This is a genomic window from Pandoraea pulmonicola (assembly GCF_000815105.2).
Classification (GTDB): domain Bacteria; phylum Pseudomonadota; class Gammaproteobacteria; order Burkholderiales; family Burkholderiaceae; genus Pandoraea; species Pandoraea pulmonicola.
This window is the reverse complement of the sequence record NZ_CP010310.2, coordinates 2,326,540-2,341,816: the sequence shown is the minus strand read 5'-3', so window position 1 is coordinate 2,341,816 and position 15,277 is coordinate 2,326,540. Positions and strand designations below refer to the sequence as shown.

The following is a 15,277-nucleotide window of genomic DNA, read 5'->3' as shown; positions in this document are numbered from 1 at the left end:
TTTGCGGCATCGATCGACGGGAGTCGTTAAGGATCATCATGTACCCGGTTATGCGTTATGGGAGGGTAATACTTGCCAACGGAATGCCGACGCGCCTCAGGCCCCCAGCGCGTCGAGCTTGAATTGCACGAACTGGCGCATGCCCGCGTCCTGCTTGTCGAGCTTCTCGAGCGCCAGCTTGTACGCCGCGCGAGCGTCGGCCACCTTGCTCTGTGCGACGAGCACGTCGCCACGGCGATCGGCAAACAGGCCGGCGTACGGCGCCGGCGGATTGTCGAGCAGCTTGAGCGCTTCGTCGAACGCCTTCTCGTCGAGCAGCACACCGGCCAGGCGCAGCTTGGCGAGCTGCTTGTACTCGTCGTCCTTCGCGTTCGACACGGCCCACTGCAACTGCGCCTTGGCGCCGGCGGCGTCACCGGCATCGGCGAGCGACTTGGCGGCGAGCAGCGCCGTCATCTGGGCGTACGGCGTGCCGCCGTACTTGCTTTCCATGTCCGACGCGATACGCGCCACCTTCGCCTTGTTCTTGGCGTCGATGGCATTCTCGAGCTCGCCGTAGAGCACACCGGCCTCGACCGTCTGCTTGCGGTCATAGTAGCGCCACAGATTCCAGCCGCCATAGGCCAGCATGATGACGACCAGCGTCCAGATAACGTAATTGCCGTACTGCTTCCACCAGGCCTTTACGTTCTCGATCTGTTCCTGTTCCTCGTGATAGCTGCTCATTCGCCGGGGTTCTCCGTGTCTGGCGTCGTGGATTAATGAAGGGTTTCGTTGCCTGCACCGCCATCGGTCAGGCTTTCGCTCACGCTTTCGTCGGCGCTGGCCACGATGGCGTCGATCAGATATTCGGCGAGGGCGTCGAACGCCACGCTCGTCTGATTGTTCGCCTGATCGGCCGCACGCAGATGCTTGACCACGGCCGCGCCCGAAGCGACTTCGTTCTCGCCGACGATCACGGCGAAATTCGCGCCGCTCGCATCCGCCCGCTTCATCTGCGACTTGAAGCTGCTGCTCTTGCCGTCCGGGCTGCAATGGAACACGACGTTCAGGCCGGCGTCGCGCATGCGCTCGGCCGCGATCAGTGCCGGCGCCACGGCGCTCTCGCCCTGATGCACGACGTAGACGTCGGCCCCTTCGGCCTGCGGCGCCAGATCGTCTTCACGCAGCAGTTCGAGAATGCGCTCGACGCCCATCGCCCAACCGCACGCTGGCGTGGCATCGCCGCCGAGTTGTTCGATCAGCGGATCGTAGCGACCGCCGCCGGCCACCGTGCCCTGCGCACCGAGCTTGTCCGTCACCCACTCGAACACGGTCAGGTTGTAGTAGTCGAGACCACGCACGAGGCGCGGATTGATCGTGAACGGAATGTTGTTCGCCTTGAGCAGCGACTGCACACCCTCGAAGTGTTTGAGCGACTCGTCGCCGAGGTAATCGATGAGCTTCGGCGCACCTTCGACCATCGCCTGCATCACCGGGTTCTTCGTATCGAGCACGCGCAGCGGATTCGTATAGAGACGACGCTTGCCGTCTTCGTCGAGCAGATCGACGTGCTTCTCGAGATAGGCGATCAGATCGGCCCGATGACGCGCACGCTCCTCGCTCTGGCCCAGCGAGTTGAGCTGTAGATGGATGCCGGTGAGGCCTAGGTCATCCCACAGGCGCTGGCACATCAGGATGATCTCGACGTCGGCGTCGGGGCCGGCCAGCCCGAGCGCTTCCACGCCCACCTGATGGAACTGGCGATAACGCCCGCGTTGCGGCTTCTCGTGGCGGAACATCGGGCCGAAGTACCACAGGCGCTTCGGTCCGCTGTAGAGCAGGTTGTGCTCGAGCGTCGCGCGCACGACGGCGGCCGTATTCTCGGGACGCATCGTGAGTTGCTCGCCATTGAGCGAGTCGGTGAAGCTGTACATCTCCTTCTCGACGATGTCGGTCACTTCACCGATGCCGCGCGTAAAGAGCTGCGTGTGCTCGAGAATCGGGGTACGGATCTGCTGATAGCCGTACGCGCGCAGCATCGCACGCACCGTTTCCTCGAAAAACTCCCACAGGGCTTCGTCCTGCGGGAGGATGTCGTTCATGCCTTTGACCCCGGCCAGCTTGGCGGGGCGCTTCTTCTTCGCTTCAGTCATATTCTCTTGTGTCGTGCCAGCTTACCTGCCAACTCAGGCCGCGACCGCTCCTTCGGCCTGGCCGTAGCGCGTCTTCACGTATTCGTCGACGATCTGCTGGAATTCTTCGGCGATATGGTCGCCGCGCAGCGTACGCACCTTCTCGCCATCGACGAACACCGGCGCCGCCGGCGATTCGCCCGAACCCGGCAGGCTGATGCCGATGTTCGCGTGCTTCGATTCCCCCGGGCCGTTCACGATGCAACCCATCACCGCGACGTGCATGTTCTCGACGCCCGGATATTGAGCCTTCCACACTGGCATTTGTTCACGCAGATATGTCTGAATGCTCGACGCCAGTTCCTGGAACACCGTGCTCGTGGTGCGTCCGCAACCCGGGCAGGCGATGACCATCGGCGCAAACGCGCGCAGACCCATCGTCTGCAGGATTTCCTGCGCCACCACGACTTCGCCCGTCCGCGCGCCGCCCGGCTCGGGCGTGAGCGAAATGCGGATCGTGTCGCCAATGCCTTCCTGGAGCAGCACCGACAGTGCCGCCGTCGAGGCGACGATACCCTTCGAACCCATGCCGGCTTCAGTGAGGCCCAGGTGCAACGCGTAATCGCAACGCTTGGCCAGTTCGCGATACACCGCGATCAGGTCCTGCACCGCGCTCACCTTGCACGAGAGCAGTATCTTGTCGGCCGACAGACCTACGCGCTGGGCGAGCTCCGCCGATTCGAGCGCCGACGTGATGAGTGCCTCGTACATCACGCTCTGCGCTTCCCACGGCGTGGCGCGCGCAGCGTTCTCGTCCATGATGCGCGCGAGCAGTGACTGATCCAGACTGCCCCAGTTCACGCCAATGCGCACCGGCTTGTCGTACTTGATCGCCATTTCGATCATCTGCGCGAACTGCGTGTCGCGCTTGGCGCCCTGCCCGACGTTACCCGGGTTGATACGGTACTTCGACAGCGCCTCGGCGCACGCCGGAAAGTCCGCGAGCAGCTTGTGACCGTTGTAATGGAAGTCGCCCACGAGCGGCACCATCACACCCATGCGATCGAGCTGGTCGCGAATCGCAGGCACCGCCTCGGCGGCCTCCGGCGTATTCACCGTGATGCGCACGAGCTCGGAGCCGGCCTGCGCCAGTTCCTTGACCTGAATGGCCGTGCCGATCGCATCCGCCGTATCGGTGTTGGTCATCGATTGCACGCGAATCGGCGAATCGCCGCCGACCGTCACCAACTGGCCACCCCAGCGAATCGCGACCTTGCGCGACTGACGGCGAGGCGCCGGACCGCCGATGATCGGCATGCATTCCAAAGAAGCCATGATTACCCTCTTTCGGTCTTACTGGAGCGTCAGACGCGCCACGTTGCCCGCATTGCGGGACTTGATCTCGACCGGTTGACCGTTGAACTCCAGCGACTCGACGCCCGCGACGTTACCTACGACGATCTTGAGCGGCGCATCGCCCGTAATTTCCTGTTCGGCGCCTGCACGCATCAACTGGGAGAACAGCACCTTGCCGCTCTTCGAACGCACTTCGACCCAGCTGTCCGCCTTCAGGCGCAACGCAATCCTGCCATTGCCCGGCGCTCCCGCGACGGCGGCCGACGCCGCGACCGGCACCGATGCCGGCGCGGACACCGCCGTGGCGGCACTCGCCAGCCCCTCGACGACGTGCGTCGGATCGGCAGCGGCGATCAGGCCCGGACCGGCCGCTGCCGCGGCACTCGCCGACGCACTGTTTGCCGCATTGTCCACGCTGCCGCTATTGGCGGCGTTGGTCGCGCCATCTGCGCCCGGCGGCGTACCGTTCACATCGGCGACCACCGGCTGGCTCGCGGGCTCGGCGGCATCCGTCGCGCCCTGCGCCAATGCGGCACTCGCCAGCTCCGCCGGCTCGGTCGCGCCGCGTCCAGCCTTGTGATTGTTGCCGAAGTACCAGGCGGCCCCTGCGATCACCACCAATGCCGCGAGCGCCCAAGGCCACTTGGCCTGAGTGGCGGCCACGGGCGAGCGGAAGCGCACTGGACTCTTCGGAATGCTCGGCTGTCCCGACTGCGGCTGCGGGATTTCGATCGGTGGCGTGCGGCCATAACGTCGCAGCGGTTCGATCATCGGCTCGGGGTCGCCGCCGAGCATGCGTGCGTAGCTGCGCACGACACCCTGGATAAACGGAATTCCCGGCAAGGCATCCCACTCGCCGGCTTCGAGGCGCTTGAGCTTCTGCACCGAGACCTTCAGACGCGCCGACACGTCTTCGATCGACATGCCGCGCTTCTCGCGCAATGCGGCCAGCTGCGCTCCCACCGGTGCCCCAAGCGCGGCCAATCCGGCGGCCGGTTCTTGCGGCAGTCCTTGGCCCTGAGCCTCGGCTTGCCCGCCTGCATCCGCCTGATTCTGGTTATCCATCGATACGCCCCCGTTCGTAAGCAGCCGCCCGCGGCGGCTGAGGATATGCTGACGACAGTCCCGCTACGTCACCGACCGCGCGCTCGGCGTGAAAATCTGCGCAGCGCTTCGGACGATTCGGCGAGGAACTGACGGAATCACGCGAGACGCGACACGCGCCCCGCGCAAGGAATGCTGTGGTGCGAGACTGATCCGACGGGCGGCACGGCACGTGCGGGGCCGACGGCCCTCGCCACGGTCCACGCCCGCCCATGCGTAACCTCATACGGTACGCACCTCGACCGCGATTTTCCCGAATTTTCCTCGCTGCGCAAGCCGTGTACGGTCTTGCACTTCTCCGGCGAGTTGTCCGCACGCGGCATCAATGTCATCGCCGCGCGTCTTGCGCACGGTCGTGACGAGGCCCGCATCGAGCAGGATTTGCGCAAATCGCTTGATCTGCGGATCCTTCGAGCGCAACAGGCCGGACTCGGGAAACGGATTGAACGGAATCAGATTGAATTTGCACGGCACGTCGCGCGTCAGGGCGACAAGCTCGCGCGCATGCGCTTCGGTGTCGTTCACACCGTCGAGCATGCAGTACTCGAACGTGATGAAATCGCGCGGCGCCACTTCCAGGTAACGTTCGCACGCGCCCATCAGTTCGCGTAACGGATATTTCTTGTTGAGCGGCACGAGCACATCGCGCAGCGCGTCGTTCGGCGCGTGCAACGAGACGGCCAGCGCCACGGGCAGTTCCTTGCCCAGACGGTCCATCATCGGCACCACGCCGGACGTCGACAATGTGACGCGGCGACGCGACAGCCCGTAGGCGTTATCGTCGAGCATGAGGCGCATGGCGCCCACGACGTTGTCGAAATTGAGCAGCGGCTCGCCCATCCCCATCATCACCACATTGGTGATGACGCGCTCGTTCTTGCCTTCGCGGCCAAGATCGCGGCGCAATGCGAATTCGGCCATCCACAATTGGCCGATGATTTCGCCAAGCGACAGGTTGCGCGAGAAACCTTGCTTGCCGGTCGAGCAGAACCGGCAGTTGACGGCGCAGCCCGCCTGCGATGAAACGCACAGCGTGCCACGCGTCTCCTCGGGGATGTAGACAGTCTCCACCGCGTTGCCATTGCCCACGTCGAGCAGCCATTTGCGCGTGCCATCGGTCGACACGTGATCGGTGATGATCGTCGGCGCGGCGATGGTCGCACGCGTGTGCAACTTTTCGCGCAGCGACTTCGCCAGATCGGTCATGCCGTCGAAATCGGCGGCACCCATCTGATGGATCCAACGCTGGAGCTGGCGGGCACGGAACGGCTTTTCGCCGAGCGTGCCGCAATAGGCGGCCAGACCGTCCGGATCGTAATCAAGCAGATTCGTAAGGTTGGTCATGGCCGTAGTCTGTCAAACATCCCTTCGGTATCTTCCTGCGATCGAGCGGCTACGCGGCTTAGCGCGCGTAGACGTTCATGCCCGGGAAGAAGAATGCCACTTCCACGGCGGCCGTTTCAGCGGCGTCCGAGCCGTGCACGGCGTTGGCGTCGATGCTGTCGGCGAAGTCGGCGCGGATCGTGCCCTTCTCCGCCTTCTTCGGGTCGGTGGCGCCCATCAGTTCGCGATTCTTCGCGATGGCGTTCTCACCTTCCAGAACCTGGATCATGACCGGGCCCGAGACCATGAAGTCGACCAGATCCTTGAAGAACGGGCGCTCCTTGTGCACGGCATAGAACTGCTCGGCTTCAGCGCGCGACAGGTGCACCAGCTTGGCAGCGGCGATCTTCAGGCCTGCGCCTTCGAAACGGCTGTAGATCTGGCCGATCACGTTCTTGGCAACGGCATCGGGCTTGATAATCGACAAAGTGCGTTCGACTGCCATGAAAAACTCCAAAAAATTAAGCAGTTATATAACCAACATGAACCCGTAATTGTAGCATGAAGGCTGTTATGATGGGGATGGAACCTACAGTACGCACACCGCTCAAACGCAGGACGGCCGGGCGATCCGGCTTTTCGGCAAGTTGATGCGAGGCGACGATTCCGACACCATCCCATGATGGAAGGGTCTGCCGGGACACCGGGGGGTTGAAATTTGGGTTTATTGCCCAGAAATTTCCGGAATCGTCCAAGTGATTTACCGGACAACCCGGGGTAAGCTTCAACTTGAACGACGAGCCAGACCAACGGCTGCGGGGGATTTGCCGGTACGCGCCGGCATCGTAGGCGTCAAAAAGGCGCCGGCCGGTTCCGCCGGCGGGTGCAAAGACCACGGAGAACTCAATATATGAACCAGGATTTCCAACGTTTCGGCTATAGCGGCACGGGCGGCGCGACGACCGTTCAGGTGCGCAACAAGGTGCTGCGCAATACGTACTGGCTGCTAGCCCTGTCGATGCTGCCGACGATCGCCGGGGCCTGGCTGGGCGTGACTTACGGCTTCGCGCTGTTCGCGGGCAGTCCGATGGTCAGCGTGATCGCGTTCCTCGCGATCGCCTTCGGTTTCATGTTCGCCATCGAGCGCTTCAAGAACAGCGGTGTCGGCGTGGCGCTGCTGCTGGGCTTCACGTTCTTCATGGGACTGATGCTCACGCGCCTGCTGAGCTTCGTGCTGGGCTTCTCGAACGGCGCGTCGCTGATCATGCTCGCGTTTGGCGGCACGGCAGTGATCTTCGGCGTGATGGCGTCGATCGCCACGGTGAGCAAGCGCGACTTCAGCGGCCTGGGCAAGTGGCTGTTCATGGGCGTGCTGGTCATTCTGCTCGCCTCGGTCGCCAACATCTGGCTGCAACTGCCGGCTCTGATGCTCACCGTATCGGTACTGGCCATCGCCATCTTCTCGGCCTACATCCTGTTCGACGTGCAGCGCGTGGTGAACGGCGGCGAGACGAACTACGTGACGGCCACGCTGGCGATCTACCTCGACCTGTACAACATTTTCACCAACCTGCTCGCCATCCTCGGCGTGCTGGGCGGCAACCGCAACTGAGAGACGTCCTGCGCCGACGCAGGCCTCGGCCACGTTGGCAGCAAACAAAAAGCCAGTCCCTCTCCGGACTGGCTTTTTCATTGGGCAGACCCTGCGCCGCGACGTGATCAGGAAGCGTCTTCGTGAATTACGCCGGCGCCGCCCGAGGCGCCGCCAATCGCTTCCACTCCCTCGTCCACCGCGTCGGCAGAGGCGTCTTCCGCCTCATCGACACGTACACGCGGCACCCACGACTGACCGATGCTTTCGTGCTCGAAGACGGCCATCGATTCCACGTGGGACGTGTGCGGGAACATGTTCACCACGCCCGCCAGCGTCAATCGGTAACCCGCCTCGTGCACGAGCAGCCCCGCGTCGCGCGCGAGCGTGGCCGGGCTGCACGAGACGTACACGATGCGCCTGGGCAGCCCCTCGTAGCCCTGCTGCGCCAACTCGGCCAGCGCCTTTGATACGGCGAGCGCTCCCTCACGCGGCGGATCGATCAGATAGCGATCGAAAGCGCCCAGCGCGCGGATATCGTCCGCGGTGATATCGAACAGGTTGCGGCAGGCGAATTCCGTGCGGTCGGCCACACCGTTGCGCTGCGCGTTGGCCAGCGCGCGCTCGGTGAGTGCCGTGCTGCCCTCGATGCCCATGACCGTACCGGCACGTCGGGCGAGCGGCAGCGTGAAGTTGCCAAGGCCGCAGAACAGGTCGAGCACGCGCTCGTTCGACTGCGGCTCGAGCAGGCGCAGCGCCCGATGTACGAGCACACGGTTGATCTGATGATTGACCTGCGTGAAATCCGTCGGCTTGAACGGCATCCGGATCTGGTACTCCGGCAGCGTGTAGTGCAATTCCGGCTCGAGCGGATAGAACGGCACGGCGGTGTCCGGGCCCTTCGACTGCACCCAGAACTGGACGCGATGGGTGTCGGCGAACGCGCGCAGGATATCTTCGTCCGCGGGCGTGAGGGGTTCGAGAATACGCAGCACCAGCGCCGTCACATCCGCGCCGATCGCAAGCTCGATTTGCGGCAGACGCTCGCGAATCGACAGCGACTCGACGAGCCGGCGCAGCGGCACGAGCATGTCCGAGACGTGGCGCGGCAGCACCTCGCACGAATCCATGTCGGCGACGTAACTGCTCTTGCGCTCGTGGAAACCAATGAGCACGCCCCCCTTCTTCGGCACGTAGCGCACCGTCAGACGCGCGCGGAAGCGGTAGCCCCAGTCCGGCCCCTGAATCGGACGCAACATCGCTTCGGCCTTCACCTTGCCCAGGCGAGACAGATTGTCCTCGAGCACGCGCTGCTTGATCGCGATCTGCGCCCGTGGCTCCAGGTGCTGCATCGAGCAGCCGCCGCACTTGCCGAAATGCGGGCATTGCGGCTTGGCCCGCATGGGGCTGGCGCGCAGCACGTCGATTGCCTCGGCCTGCTCGAATTTGGGCTTGCGGCGATAGCTCAGATAAGTGACGCGCTCACCCGGGAGCGCACCTTCGACGAAGATCACTTTGCCGGGTTTGTACTCCGGCGTACCCGGCTCGCCCTCGGGCGCGGTGCGGCCAACGCCGCGCGCTTCCATGTCGAGCGATTCGATATCGATGATGCCAGGCTCGGCGCTGGGCCGGCCGCGCGAGTTTCGGGAGGAGCGGGTCACGTATTCGTTCTCATGTGCGACAGCAAACCCGGCATTTTAATCGATTCGCGCGCCGCTTACGCACACCCGCTCAGCAAGATTCGCCGTGAGCCTGTCGGCTCAGCCCCATGCGTCGAGATATTCCTTCCAGTGCGGCGCGATTTCCTGGGCAAGCGACTGCTTGACGAAGTCGATCTCCTGCTCGTATGCCTCCTGACGCAAGCCGCCGCGCATCAACTGGTAGCGACAGTAGACGAGATAGGTATTCACGACGTCCGTCTCGCAGTAGTTGCGGATCTCGTCGAGCTTACCCGCGCGATACGCTTCCCAGACCTTGCTGCCGTCCATGCCCAGCTTGCCCGGAAAACCGCAGAGCTTTGCCAGATCGTCGAGCGGTGCGTTCGCGCGCGCCTGGTACATCGCCAGCAGATCCATCAGATCCAGATGGCGCTGATGGTAGCGGCTGATGTAGTTGTTCCACTTGAATTCGCGATCGTCCTCGCCCATGTCCCAATAACGCGGCGCCGCAATGCCGTGGATCATGGCGCGATAGTGCAGCACCGGCAGGTCGAAGCCTCCGCCGTTCCACGACACGAGTTGCGGCGCGTACTTCTCGATCGTCCGATAGAAGCCGGACACCAGCGCCGCCTCGCCATCCTCGAGCGAGCCGAGCGACTTCACGCGAAAACCGTCTCGGTCGCGGAAGACGCACGAAATCGCGGCGACACGTTGCAGATGCAATGGCAGGAAGTCGTGCCCGACCTTTTCGCGGCGCGCCGCGAACGCCGCCTCTGCCACGGCGTCGTCGGACAGATCGGCGTAAGCGGGCTCGAGCCGGCGAAGGCCGTCGACGTCGGGAATCGTTTCAATATCGAAGACGAGTACGGGAGTGGACATGTGAAAACTCTGGAAAAAGTTCAACCGTACGCCATCGGACACGCGCGGAGCACGGTGAAATTATGGAACGCTCGGGAGCGGGCAACGCTCAGAGGACGGCGTCCTTGCGCACGCCGTTCGACGCGAAGTAACGCTTGAGCTTCACCAGCGCCTCCTGCTGGATCTGACGCACGCGCTCGCGGGTGAGCCCCATCTCGTCGGCCAGCTCTTCCAGGGTGGCGGGCTCCACGCGATTGAGCCCGAAGCGACGCTCGACCACATAGCGGTGCTTGGTCGACAGACGAGAAAGCCACAAGCGCATGAGGTCTTCCAGCTCGCGGTGCTGCACCTCCTGCTCCGGCGCTTCGCTGTGGTCGTCCGACAGCAAGTCGAGCAGACTGCTGCCCGGGTCGATCTCGAGCGGCGCGTCGAGCGATGCGACGTGCTCATTGAGCGCCAGGATGTCGGTGATTTCTTCCGGCGTCTTACCGGTCAGATCGGCGATGTCCTCGATGCTCGCCTCGCGCTGCTCGCCGCCATCGATATAGGCCGCGCTCTTTTCCAGATGACGTTTGGCACGCAGCACCTGGTTGAGCTCGCGAATCACGTGAACCGGCAGGCGCACGGTGCGCGCCTGATTCATGATGGCCCGCTCGATGCTCTGGCGGATCCACCACGTGGCGTAGGTCGAGAAACGGAAGCCACGGCCCGGGTCGAACTTCTCGATGGCGTGCATCAGACCGAGATTGCCTTCCTCGATCAGATCGAGCAGCGGCACGCCGCGGTTGAGATAGCCCTTTGCGATGCTGACCACCAGGCGCAGGTTGCGCTCGATCATCACTTGACGCGCAGCGAACTCGCCCGCCTGCGCCCGCGTGGAGTAATCGAGCTCCTCGGCGGGCGTGAGCAGTGGCTTGACGCTGATGCGGTTGAGATAGTGCTGAACGGTGTCGGCCGTCAATTCGGCCTGCAGCACGGTGCCGAAGTCGTCGGCGTCGGCGGACTTGCGCTTGCGACCGGTGCCTTCGTCTCCGGCGTCGGCGGTATCGGACGACGAGACATCGTCATCCTCCGCCTCGCGCGCGTCGAAAGCGTCGTCCACGCCCTCTTCCTGCCGGGATTGCCGATCGTCGATGTCCTGATCGGGCTCCGGGGCAGCGAGGTCTTCCTCTTGCGAAGTACGACGCTTTCTCTTGAGCATTCGACCCTGCCTAGTTTATTGAGGCGGCAAATACTTCATCGGATCCACAGGCTTGCCGTCGCGGCGCACCTCGAAGTGCAGCATGACACGATCCGCATCCGAGTTGCCCATTTCGGCAATTTTCTGCCCCCGCGTGACGGAGTCGCCTTCCTTGACCAACAGTGTGCGGTTGTGCGCATACGCCGTCAAGAAGGTGGCGTCGTGTTTGATGATGACGAGGTTGCCGTAGCCGCGCAGACCGGCGCCCGAGTACACCACCTTGCCCGCGCCGGCGGCATACACGGGACTGCCCGCCTCGCCGCCGATATTCAGGCCCTTGTTCTTCGAATCGTCGAAACGGCCGACCACCGGACCCTTGGCAGGCCACGAGAGCTGCAGCTCGCCGCTCGACACGGCGCTCGGCGCCGCCGAGGCCGCGCTGGCAGGCGGCACGGCGGCCGGCGGCACCGCTGCCGGGTTGTTGCTGGTGGACGGCGTGCTTGCCACCGGCGGCGGCACCGGCGTGCCGGTGTCGCCGCCGGGCGGCTTCACGCGCAGCACCTGACCCACTTCGATCTGATCAGGGTTCTGGATGTTGTTCCAGCGTGCGATATCGCGATAGTTCTGGCCGTTCTCCAGCGCGATGCGATAAAGGCGATCGCCCGGCTTGACGCGGTAATAGCCCGCCGGCACCGGCGTATTGTCGATGACAGGCGCGGCACTGGCCGCACTGCCGTCAGTCGTCGTACCGCCTACGGTACGGTCGACGACCGGCGCCCCGACTTGTCGCGACGCGCACGCTGCCAGCATGCTCAGCAACAGGACACTGGCGACGCGTTGTTGGAAACCCGCTCGCAAATTCACTCAAATCCTCCGCAGAATAGACCCGTCGGGCTTAGATGATGCCCGATTTTAAGGGGACGAATAACACCCTATCAAGTTGCGTCTCGCGCCATTGGCGCGCCCCGACGCGCTCTATCAGGGTCAAAATCTGTTGCTCGCCGCCCACCGGGGCGACAAGGCGCGCACCGACGGCGAGCTGATCGAGCAACGCATCCGGAATCTCCAGACCGGCCGCCGCGATCACAATGCCGTCGAAAGGCGCAACAGCGGGCAGACCCAATCGTCCATCGCCGTAATGCAGACGAATGTTCGGCACCCGCAGGGGCCGCAGGTTGGCCTTCGCCCGCTCATGTAACGGACGAACCCGCTCAATGGAATACACGTCGCGCGCCACACACGACAGCACCGCCGCCTGATAGCCGCAACCGGTGCCGATTTCCAGCACCTTCTCCAGCGGGCGCCCGCCCGCCAGGAGCAATTCAATCATGCGTCCGACCACGGACGGCTTCGAAATCGTCTGGCCGTGACCGATGGGCAGCGCCGCGTCCTCGTAGGCCTGATTGGCAAGGGCCGCGTCGACGAAACCATGACGCGGCACCGTGGCCAACGCGGCGAGCACGCCTGCGTGTTTGACGCCCGATGCGGCAACCCGTTCAGCCATTCGCGCCCGCACGCGCTCGGACGTCAGCCCGATGCCGTCAGGCGAGGTGGCCGGCGCGGTCGCACCGCTGCGCGCCGCGCCGGCCGCCGATGCCTTCTTGGGTGCCGCCCCACGGGCGCGCCCCTCCACACCGACCGCCGTGCCCTTCGATGCACCGGCCGCCGGCCGCTGCTGCGCCTTCGTGCCGTGAACACCATGAGCCCCATGAGTCCCATGGGGTGCCGGTTGCGCGTGGGGCGCCGAAGCTGGACGCGCCAAGCCTTTCGGCACAACCGCGTGTGGCGCGTGCGCGCCGCCGGGGCGCGCCGACGCCCCCGCCATCGGCGTGGCCGCCGGGCGCAGGCTGCTGTGCCCGGCATTGTTGTGTCCCGCCGCCGGCGTCTTGCCGCTTCCTTGACTTGCCGGAGCCGCTGCGCGCGTCATCGCGGCAGGCGGCGCCCCGGCCGGACTGGCCCGCGACGCCTTGTCGAGCGCCGGCGCCTTGCGTTGCCGGCGGGTCATCACTTCGGCCAGAGGAAGGGGAAAACGCTTGGGCGGTGTCGTCATCGCTGGACCACCCTTGCGCTGGCCAGCCAATCGTGCACGACGCCAAGCCGTGCGGTATGCGTAAGATCCAGTTGCAAGGGGGTAACCGAGACGTAATCGTGCGCCACGGCGTGAAAATCGGTGCCTTCGCTGCTGTCGCGCGCGTCGCCGGCCGGGCCGATCCAGTAAATCGTTTCGCCGCGCGGGTTCTCCTGACGGATGACCGGCTGCGATTGATGTCGCTTCCCGAGGCGCGTCGCCAGCGCGCCCTTAAGCCGGTCGTACGGCACATTGGGAATGTTGACGTTGAGCAGGAACGGCGCGCCGAGCGGGCGCTCCATGTACCGCTCGATCACCTCGCGAGCCACGCGCGCGGCGCTGTCCAGATGTTCCCAGCCTTTGTGAACCTGAGAGAACGCGAACGACGGAATGCCGAAGAGAAACCCTTCGGTGGCCGCCGCCACGGTGCCGGAGTACAGCGTATCCTCGCCCATGTTCTGCCCGTTGTTGATCCCCGAGACAACGATGTCCGGACGCTCGTCGAGCAGGCCGGTCAAGGCCACGTGCACGCAATCGGTCGGCGTGCCGTTGATGAACGAAAAGCCGTTAGGCGCCTTGAACACCGAAAGCGGTCGTTGCAGGGTCAGAGAATTGGACGCACCGCTACAGTTCTGTTCGGGCGCCACCACGGTAATGTCGCCAAGCGGCTTCAGCGCTTCGTAGAGCGCGACCAGGCCTGGCGCCTGATACCCATCATCGTTGCTGAGCAGGATTCGCATGCGGCAATTGTAACCGAGGAAAGGTGCGCCGATATGACGCCTTGACGGCATCGGCGGCGCCACAACACGTCCCACCCCGCCCCTCGGATCCACCCCGATGACTAGGCCGCGTCTTCCCCCAGTCAATACCCCTCCACAGCCCCGCTCCGGCACGGAAATGCACACCGCTGCGCCACGCATTCACGGCGAATTCGCAAGCGACGGGGCACCGCCATGCCACGAATTCGCCACACGCCTGCCACGCAAATGCCTTACGACGACCGCAGCTCGGTCGCGCTCCGCCCAGACGCGTCACATCTTCTCGGTTTCTCCGGCCTGCGGCTGCCACACGAGCAAGCGCCGCTCGACCACGCCGACCAGTCCATCGAGCACGAGCGCGAACGCCGTCAGGATCAGCACGCCCGCAATGACCGCGTTGATATCGAACGTCCCTTCCGCCTGGAGAATCAGATAGCCGACACCGCGCGACGACCCCAGGTACTCGCCGACAACCGCGCCAACGAAAGCCAGGCCGACCGAGTTGTGCAGGCTCGAGAACACCCAGCTCGTGGCGCTCGGCAGATACACGCGGCGCAGCAGCTGGCGTTGATTGGCGCCCAGCATGCGCGCATTGGCCAGCACGACCGGGCTCACTTCCTTCACACCCTGGTAGACGTTGAAGAACACGATGAAGAACACCAGCGTCACACCGAGCGCGACCTTCGACCAGATGCCCAGGCCGAACCACACGCCGAAGATCGGCGCGAGAATCACACGCGGCATGGAATTGGCCGCCTTGATGTACGGATCGAGCAACGCCCCGGCGCTCGGTGAAAGCGCGAGCCACAGCCCGACCGCCAGCCCCGCGACGGTGCCGATGGCAAACGCCAGCACCGTCTCGAGCAGCGTGACGCCAAGATGCAGATAGATTTCCCCGCTGGCGAACCACTGCCATATCTGCAGCAGTACCTTCTGCGGCTCGCCGAAGAAGAAAGCCGCCTTGTCGGGGCTGTCGAAATAGAACGCGGGCAGCAACGTCGGACTCGTGAGGACGTACCACACGAGAAATGCCGCCACCAGCAGCAGCCATTGCCACAAACGCAGATGCCGCATGATCGAACGATTACGCATGACGAACGAATTCCGGAAATATCAGACGAGCGATCGGACGAGCCCTCACACGAGCCAGTCGAACAGACCGAAGCCATCCGGCAAATCGAACCAGTCCAGCCAGTCGAGCCAGCGCAACCAGCCGCATGCGCTCATCAGAAAGCCGGTGATTTGCCCCATGGCGTGCCACATCATG

Annotated in this window: 14 protein-coding genes and 1 pseudogene; 1 reads left to right on the top strand and 14 read right to left on the bottom strand. The window is 64.2% G+C overall.

Annotated elements, in window-relative coordinates; genetic code table 11:
* Positions 1–96 precede the first annotated feature (96 nt).
* From RO07_RS10310 to ndk, 6 genes are all read right to left on the bottom strand, one after another.
* A complete protein-coding gene (locus tag RO07_RS10310) occupies positions 97–726 on the bottom strand; it encodes a YfgM family protein (RefSeq protein WP_039410445.1) in 630 nt (209 codons plus the stop codon).
* A gap of 32 nt (positions 727–758) precedes the next feature.
* The gene (gene hisS, locus RO07_RS10305) at positions 759–2,135 is read right to left on the bottom strand and encodes a histidine--tRNA ligase (protein ID WP_039410442.1); all 1,377 of its coding nucleotides are present in this window, start codon (positions 2,133–2,135) and stop codon (positions 759–761) included.
* 33 nt (positions 2,136–2,168) lie between these two features.
* Complete coding sequence (gene ispG, locus RO07_RS10300) at positions 2,169–3,449, bottom strand: flavodoxin-dependent (E)-4-hydroxy-3-methylbut-2-enyl-diphosphate synthase (RefSeq protein WP_039410439.1); 1,281 nt, start codon at positions 3,447–3,449, stop codon at positions 2,169–2,171.
* Between the two features lie 18 nt (positions 3,450–3,467).
* Positions 3,468–4,535 carry a helix-turn-helix domain-containing protein gene (locus RO07_RS10295; protein ID WP_052267189.1) on the bottom strand — a complete coding sequence of 356 codons (1,068 nt, stop codon included), beginning with the start codon at positions 4,533–4,535 and terminating at the stop codon, positions 3,468–3,470.
* 261 nt (positions 4,536–4,796) lie between these two features.
* The gene (gene rlmN, locus RO07_RS10290; protein WP_039410436.1) at positions 4,797–5,918 is read right to left on the bottom strand and encodes a dual-specificity RNA methyltransferase RlmN; all 1,122 of its coding nucleotides are present in this window, start codon (positions 5,916–5,918) and stop codon (positions 4,797–4,799) included.
* A 58-nt stretch (positions 5,919–5,976) separates the two neighbouring features.
* Positions 5,977–6,402, bottom strand: a complete 426-nt coding sequence (ndk, locus tag RO07_RS10285; RefSeq protein WP_023596525.1) for a nucleoside-diphosphate kinase — start codon at positions 6,400–6,402, stop codon at positions 5,977–5,979.
* A gap of 405 nt (positions 6,403–6,807) precedes the next feature.
* On the opposite strand from ndk, the gene RO07_RS10280 reads away from it, so the two are divergent.
* On the top strand, positions 6,808–7,509 hold the full coding sequence (locus tag RO07_RS10280; RefSeq protein WP_039410434.1) for a Bax inhibitor-1/YccA family protein: 702 nt from the start codon (positions 6,808–6,810) through the stop codon (positions 7,507–7,509).
* A 245-nt stretch (positions 7,510–7,754) separates the two neighbouring features.
* Here the strand turns inward: RO07_RS10280 and rlmD are convergent.
* The 8 genes and pseudogenes from rlmD to RO07_RS26740 form a co-directional block, all read right to left on the bottom strand.
* Positions 7,755–9,074 (bottom strand): annotated as a pseudogene (rlmD, locus tag RO07_RS10275) (23S rRNA (uracil(1939)-C(5))-methyltransferase RlmD); the annotation flags it as partial.
* A 174-nt stretch (positions 9,075–9,248) separates the two neighbouring features.
* On the bottom strand, positions 9,249–10,025 hold the full coding sequence (locus RO07_RS10270) for a 3'-5' exonuclease (RefSeq protein WP_039410432.1): 777 nt from the start codon (positions 10,023–10,025) through the stop codon (positions 9,249–9,251).
* Positions 10,026–10,113: 88 nt separating this feature from the next.
* Positions 10,114–11,205: an RNA polymerase sigma factor RpoS gene (gene rpoS / locus RO07_RS10265; protein ID WP_039410429.1), complete on the bottom strand. Its 1,092-nt coding sequence runs from the start codon at positions 11,203–11,205 to the stop codon at positions 10,114–10,116.
* A gap of 15 nt (positions 11,206–11,220) precedes the next feature.
* A complete protein-coding gene (locus RO07_RS10260; RefSeq protein WP_237171454.1) occupies positions 11,221–11,994 on the bottom strand; it encodes a peptidoglycan DD-metalloendopeptidase family protein in 774 nt (257 codons plus the stop codon).
* Between the two features lie 85 nt (positions 11,995–12,079).
* Positions 12,080–13,234 carry a protein-L-isoaspartate(D-aspartate) O-methyltransferase gene (locus tag RO07_RS10255; protein ID WP_039410423.1) on the bottom strand — a complete coding sequence of 385 codons (1,155 nt, stop codon included), beginning with the start codon at positions 13,232–13,234 and terminating at the stop codon, positions 12,080–12,082.
* On the bottom strand, positions 13,231–13,992 hold the full coding sequence (gene surE / locus RO07_RS10250; RefSeq protein ID WP_039410420.1) for a 5'/3'-nucleotidase SurE: 762 nt from the start codon (positions 13,990–13,992) through the stop codon (positions 13,231–13,233). The genes RO07_RS10255 and surE overlap by 4 nt, the downstream gene beginning before the upstream one ends.
* 291 nt (positions 13,993–14,283) lie before the next feature.
* Positions 14,284–15,102: an ABC transporter permease gene (locus tag RO07_RS10245; RefSeq protein ID WP_039410417.1), complete on the bottom strand. Its 819-nt coding sequence runs from the start codon at positions 15,100–15,102 to the stop codon at positions 14,284–14,286.
* A gap of 45 nt (positions 15,103–15,147) precedes the next feature.
* Complete coding sequence (locus RO07_RS26740; protein WP_257786861.1) at positions 15,148–15,276, bottom strand: hypothetical protein; 129 nt, start codon at positions 15,274–15,276, stop codon at positions 15,148–15,150.
* Between the last annotated feature and the right edge of the window lies 1 nt (position 15,277).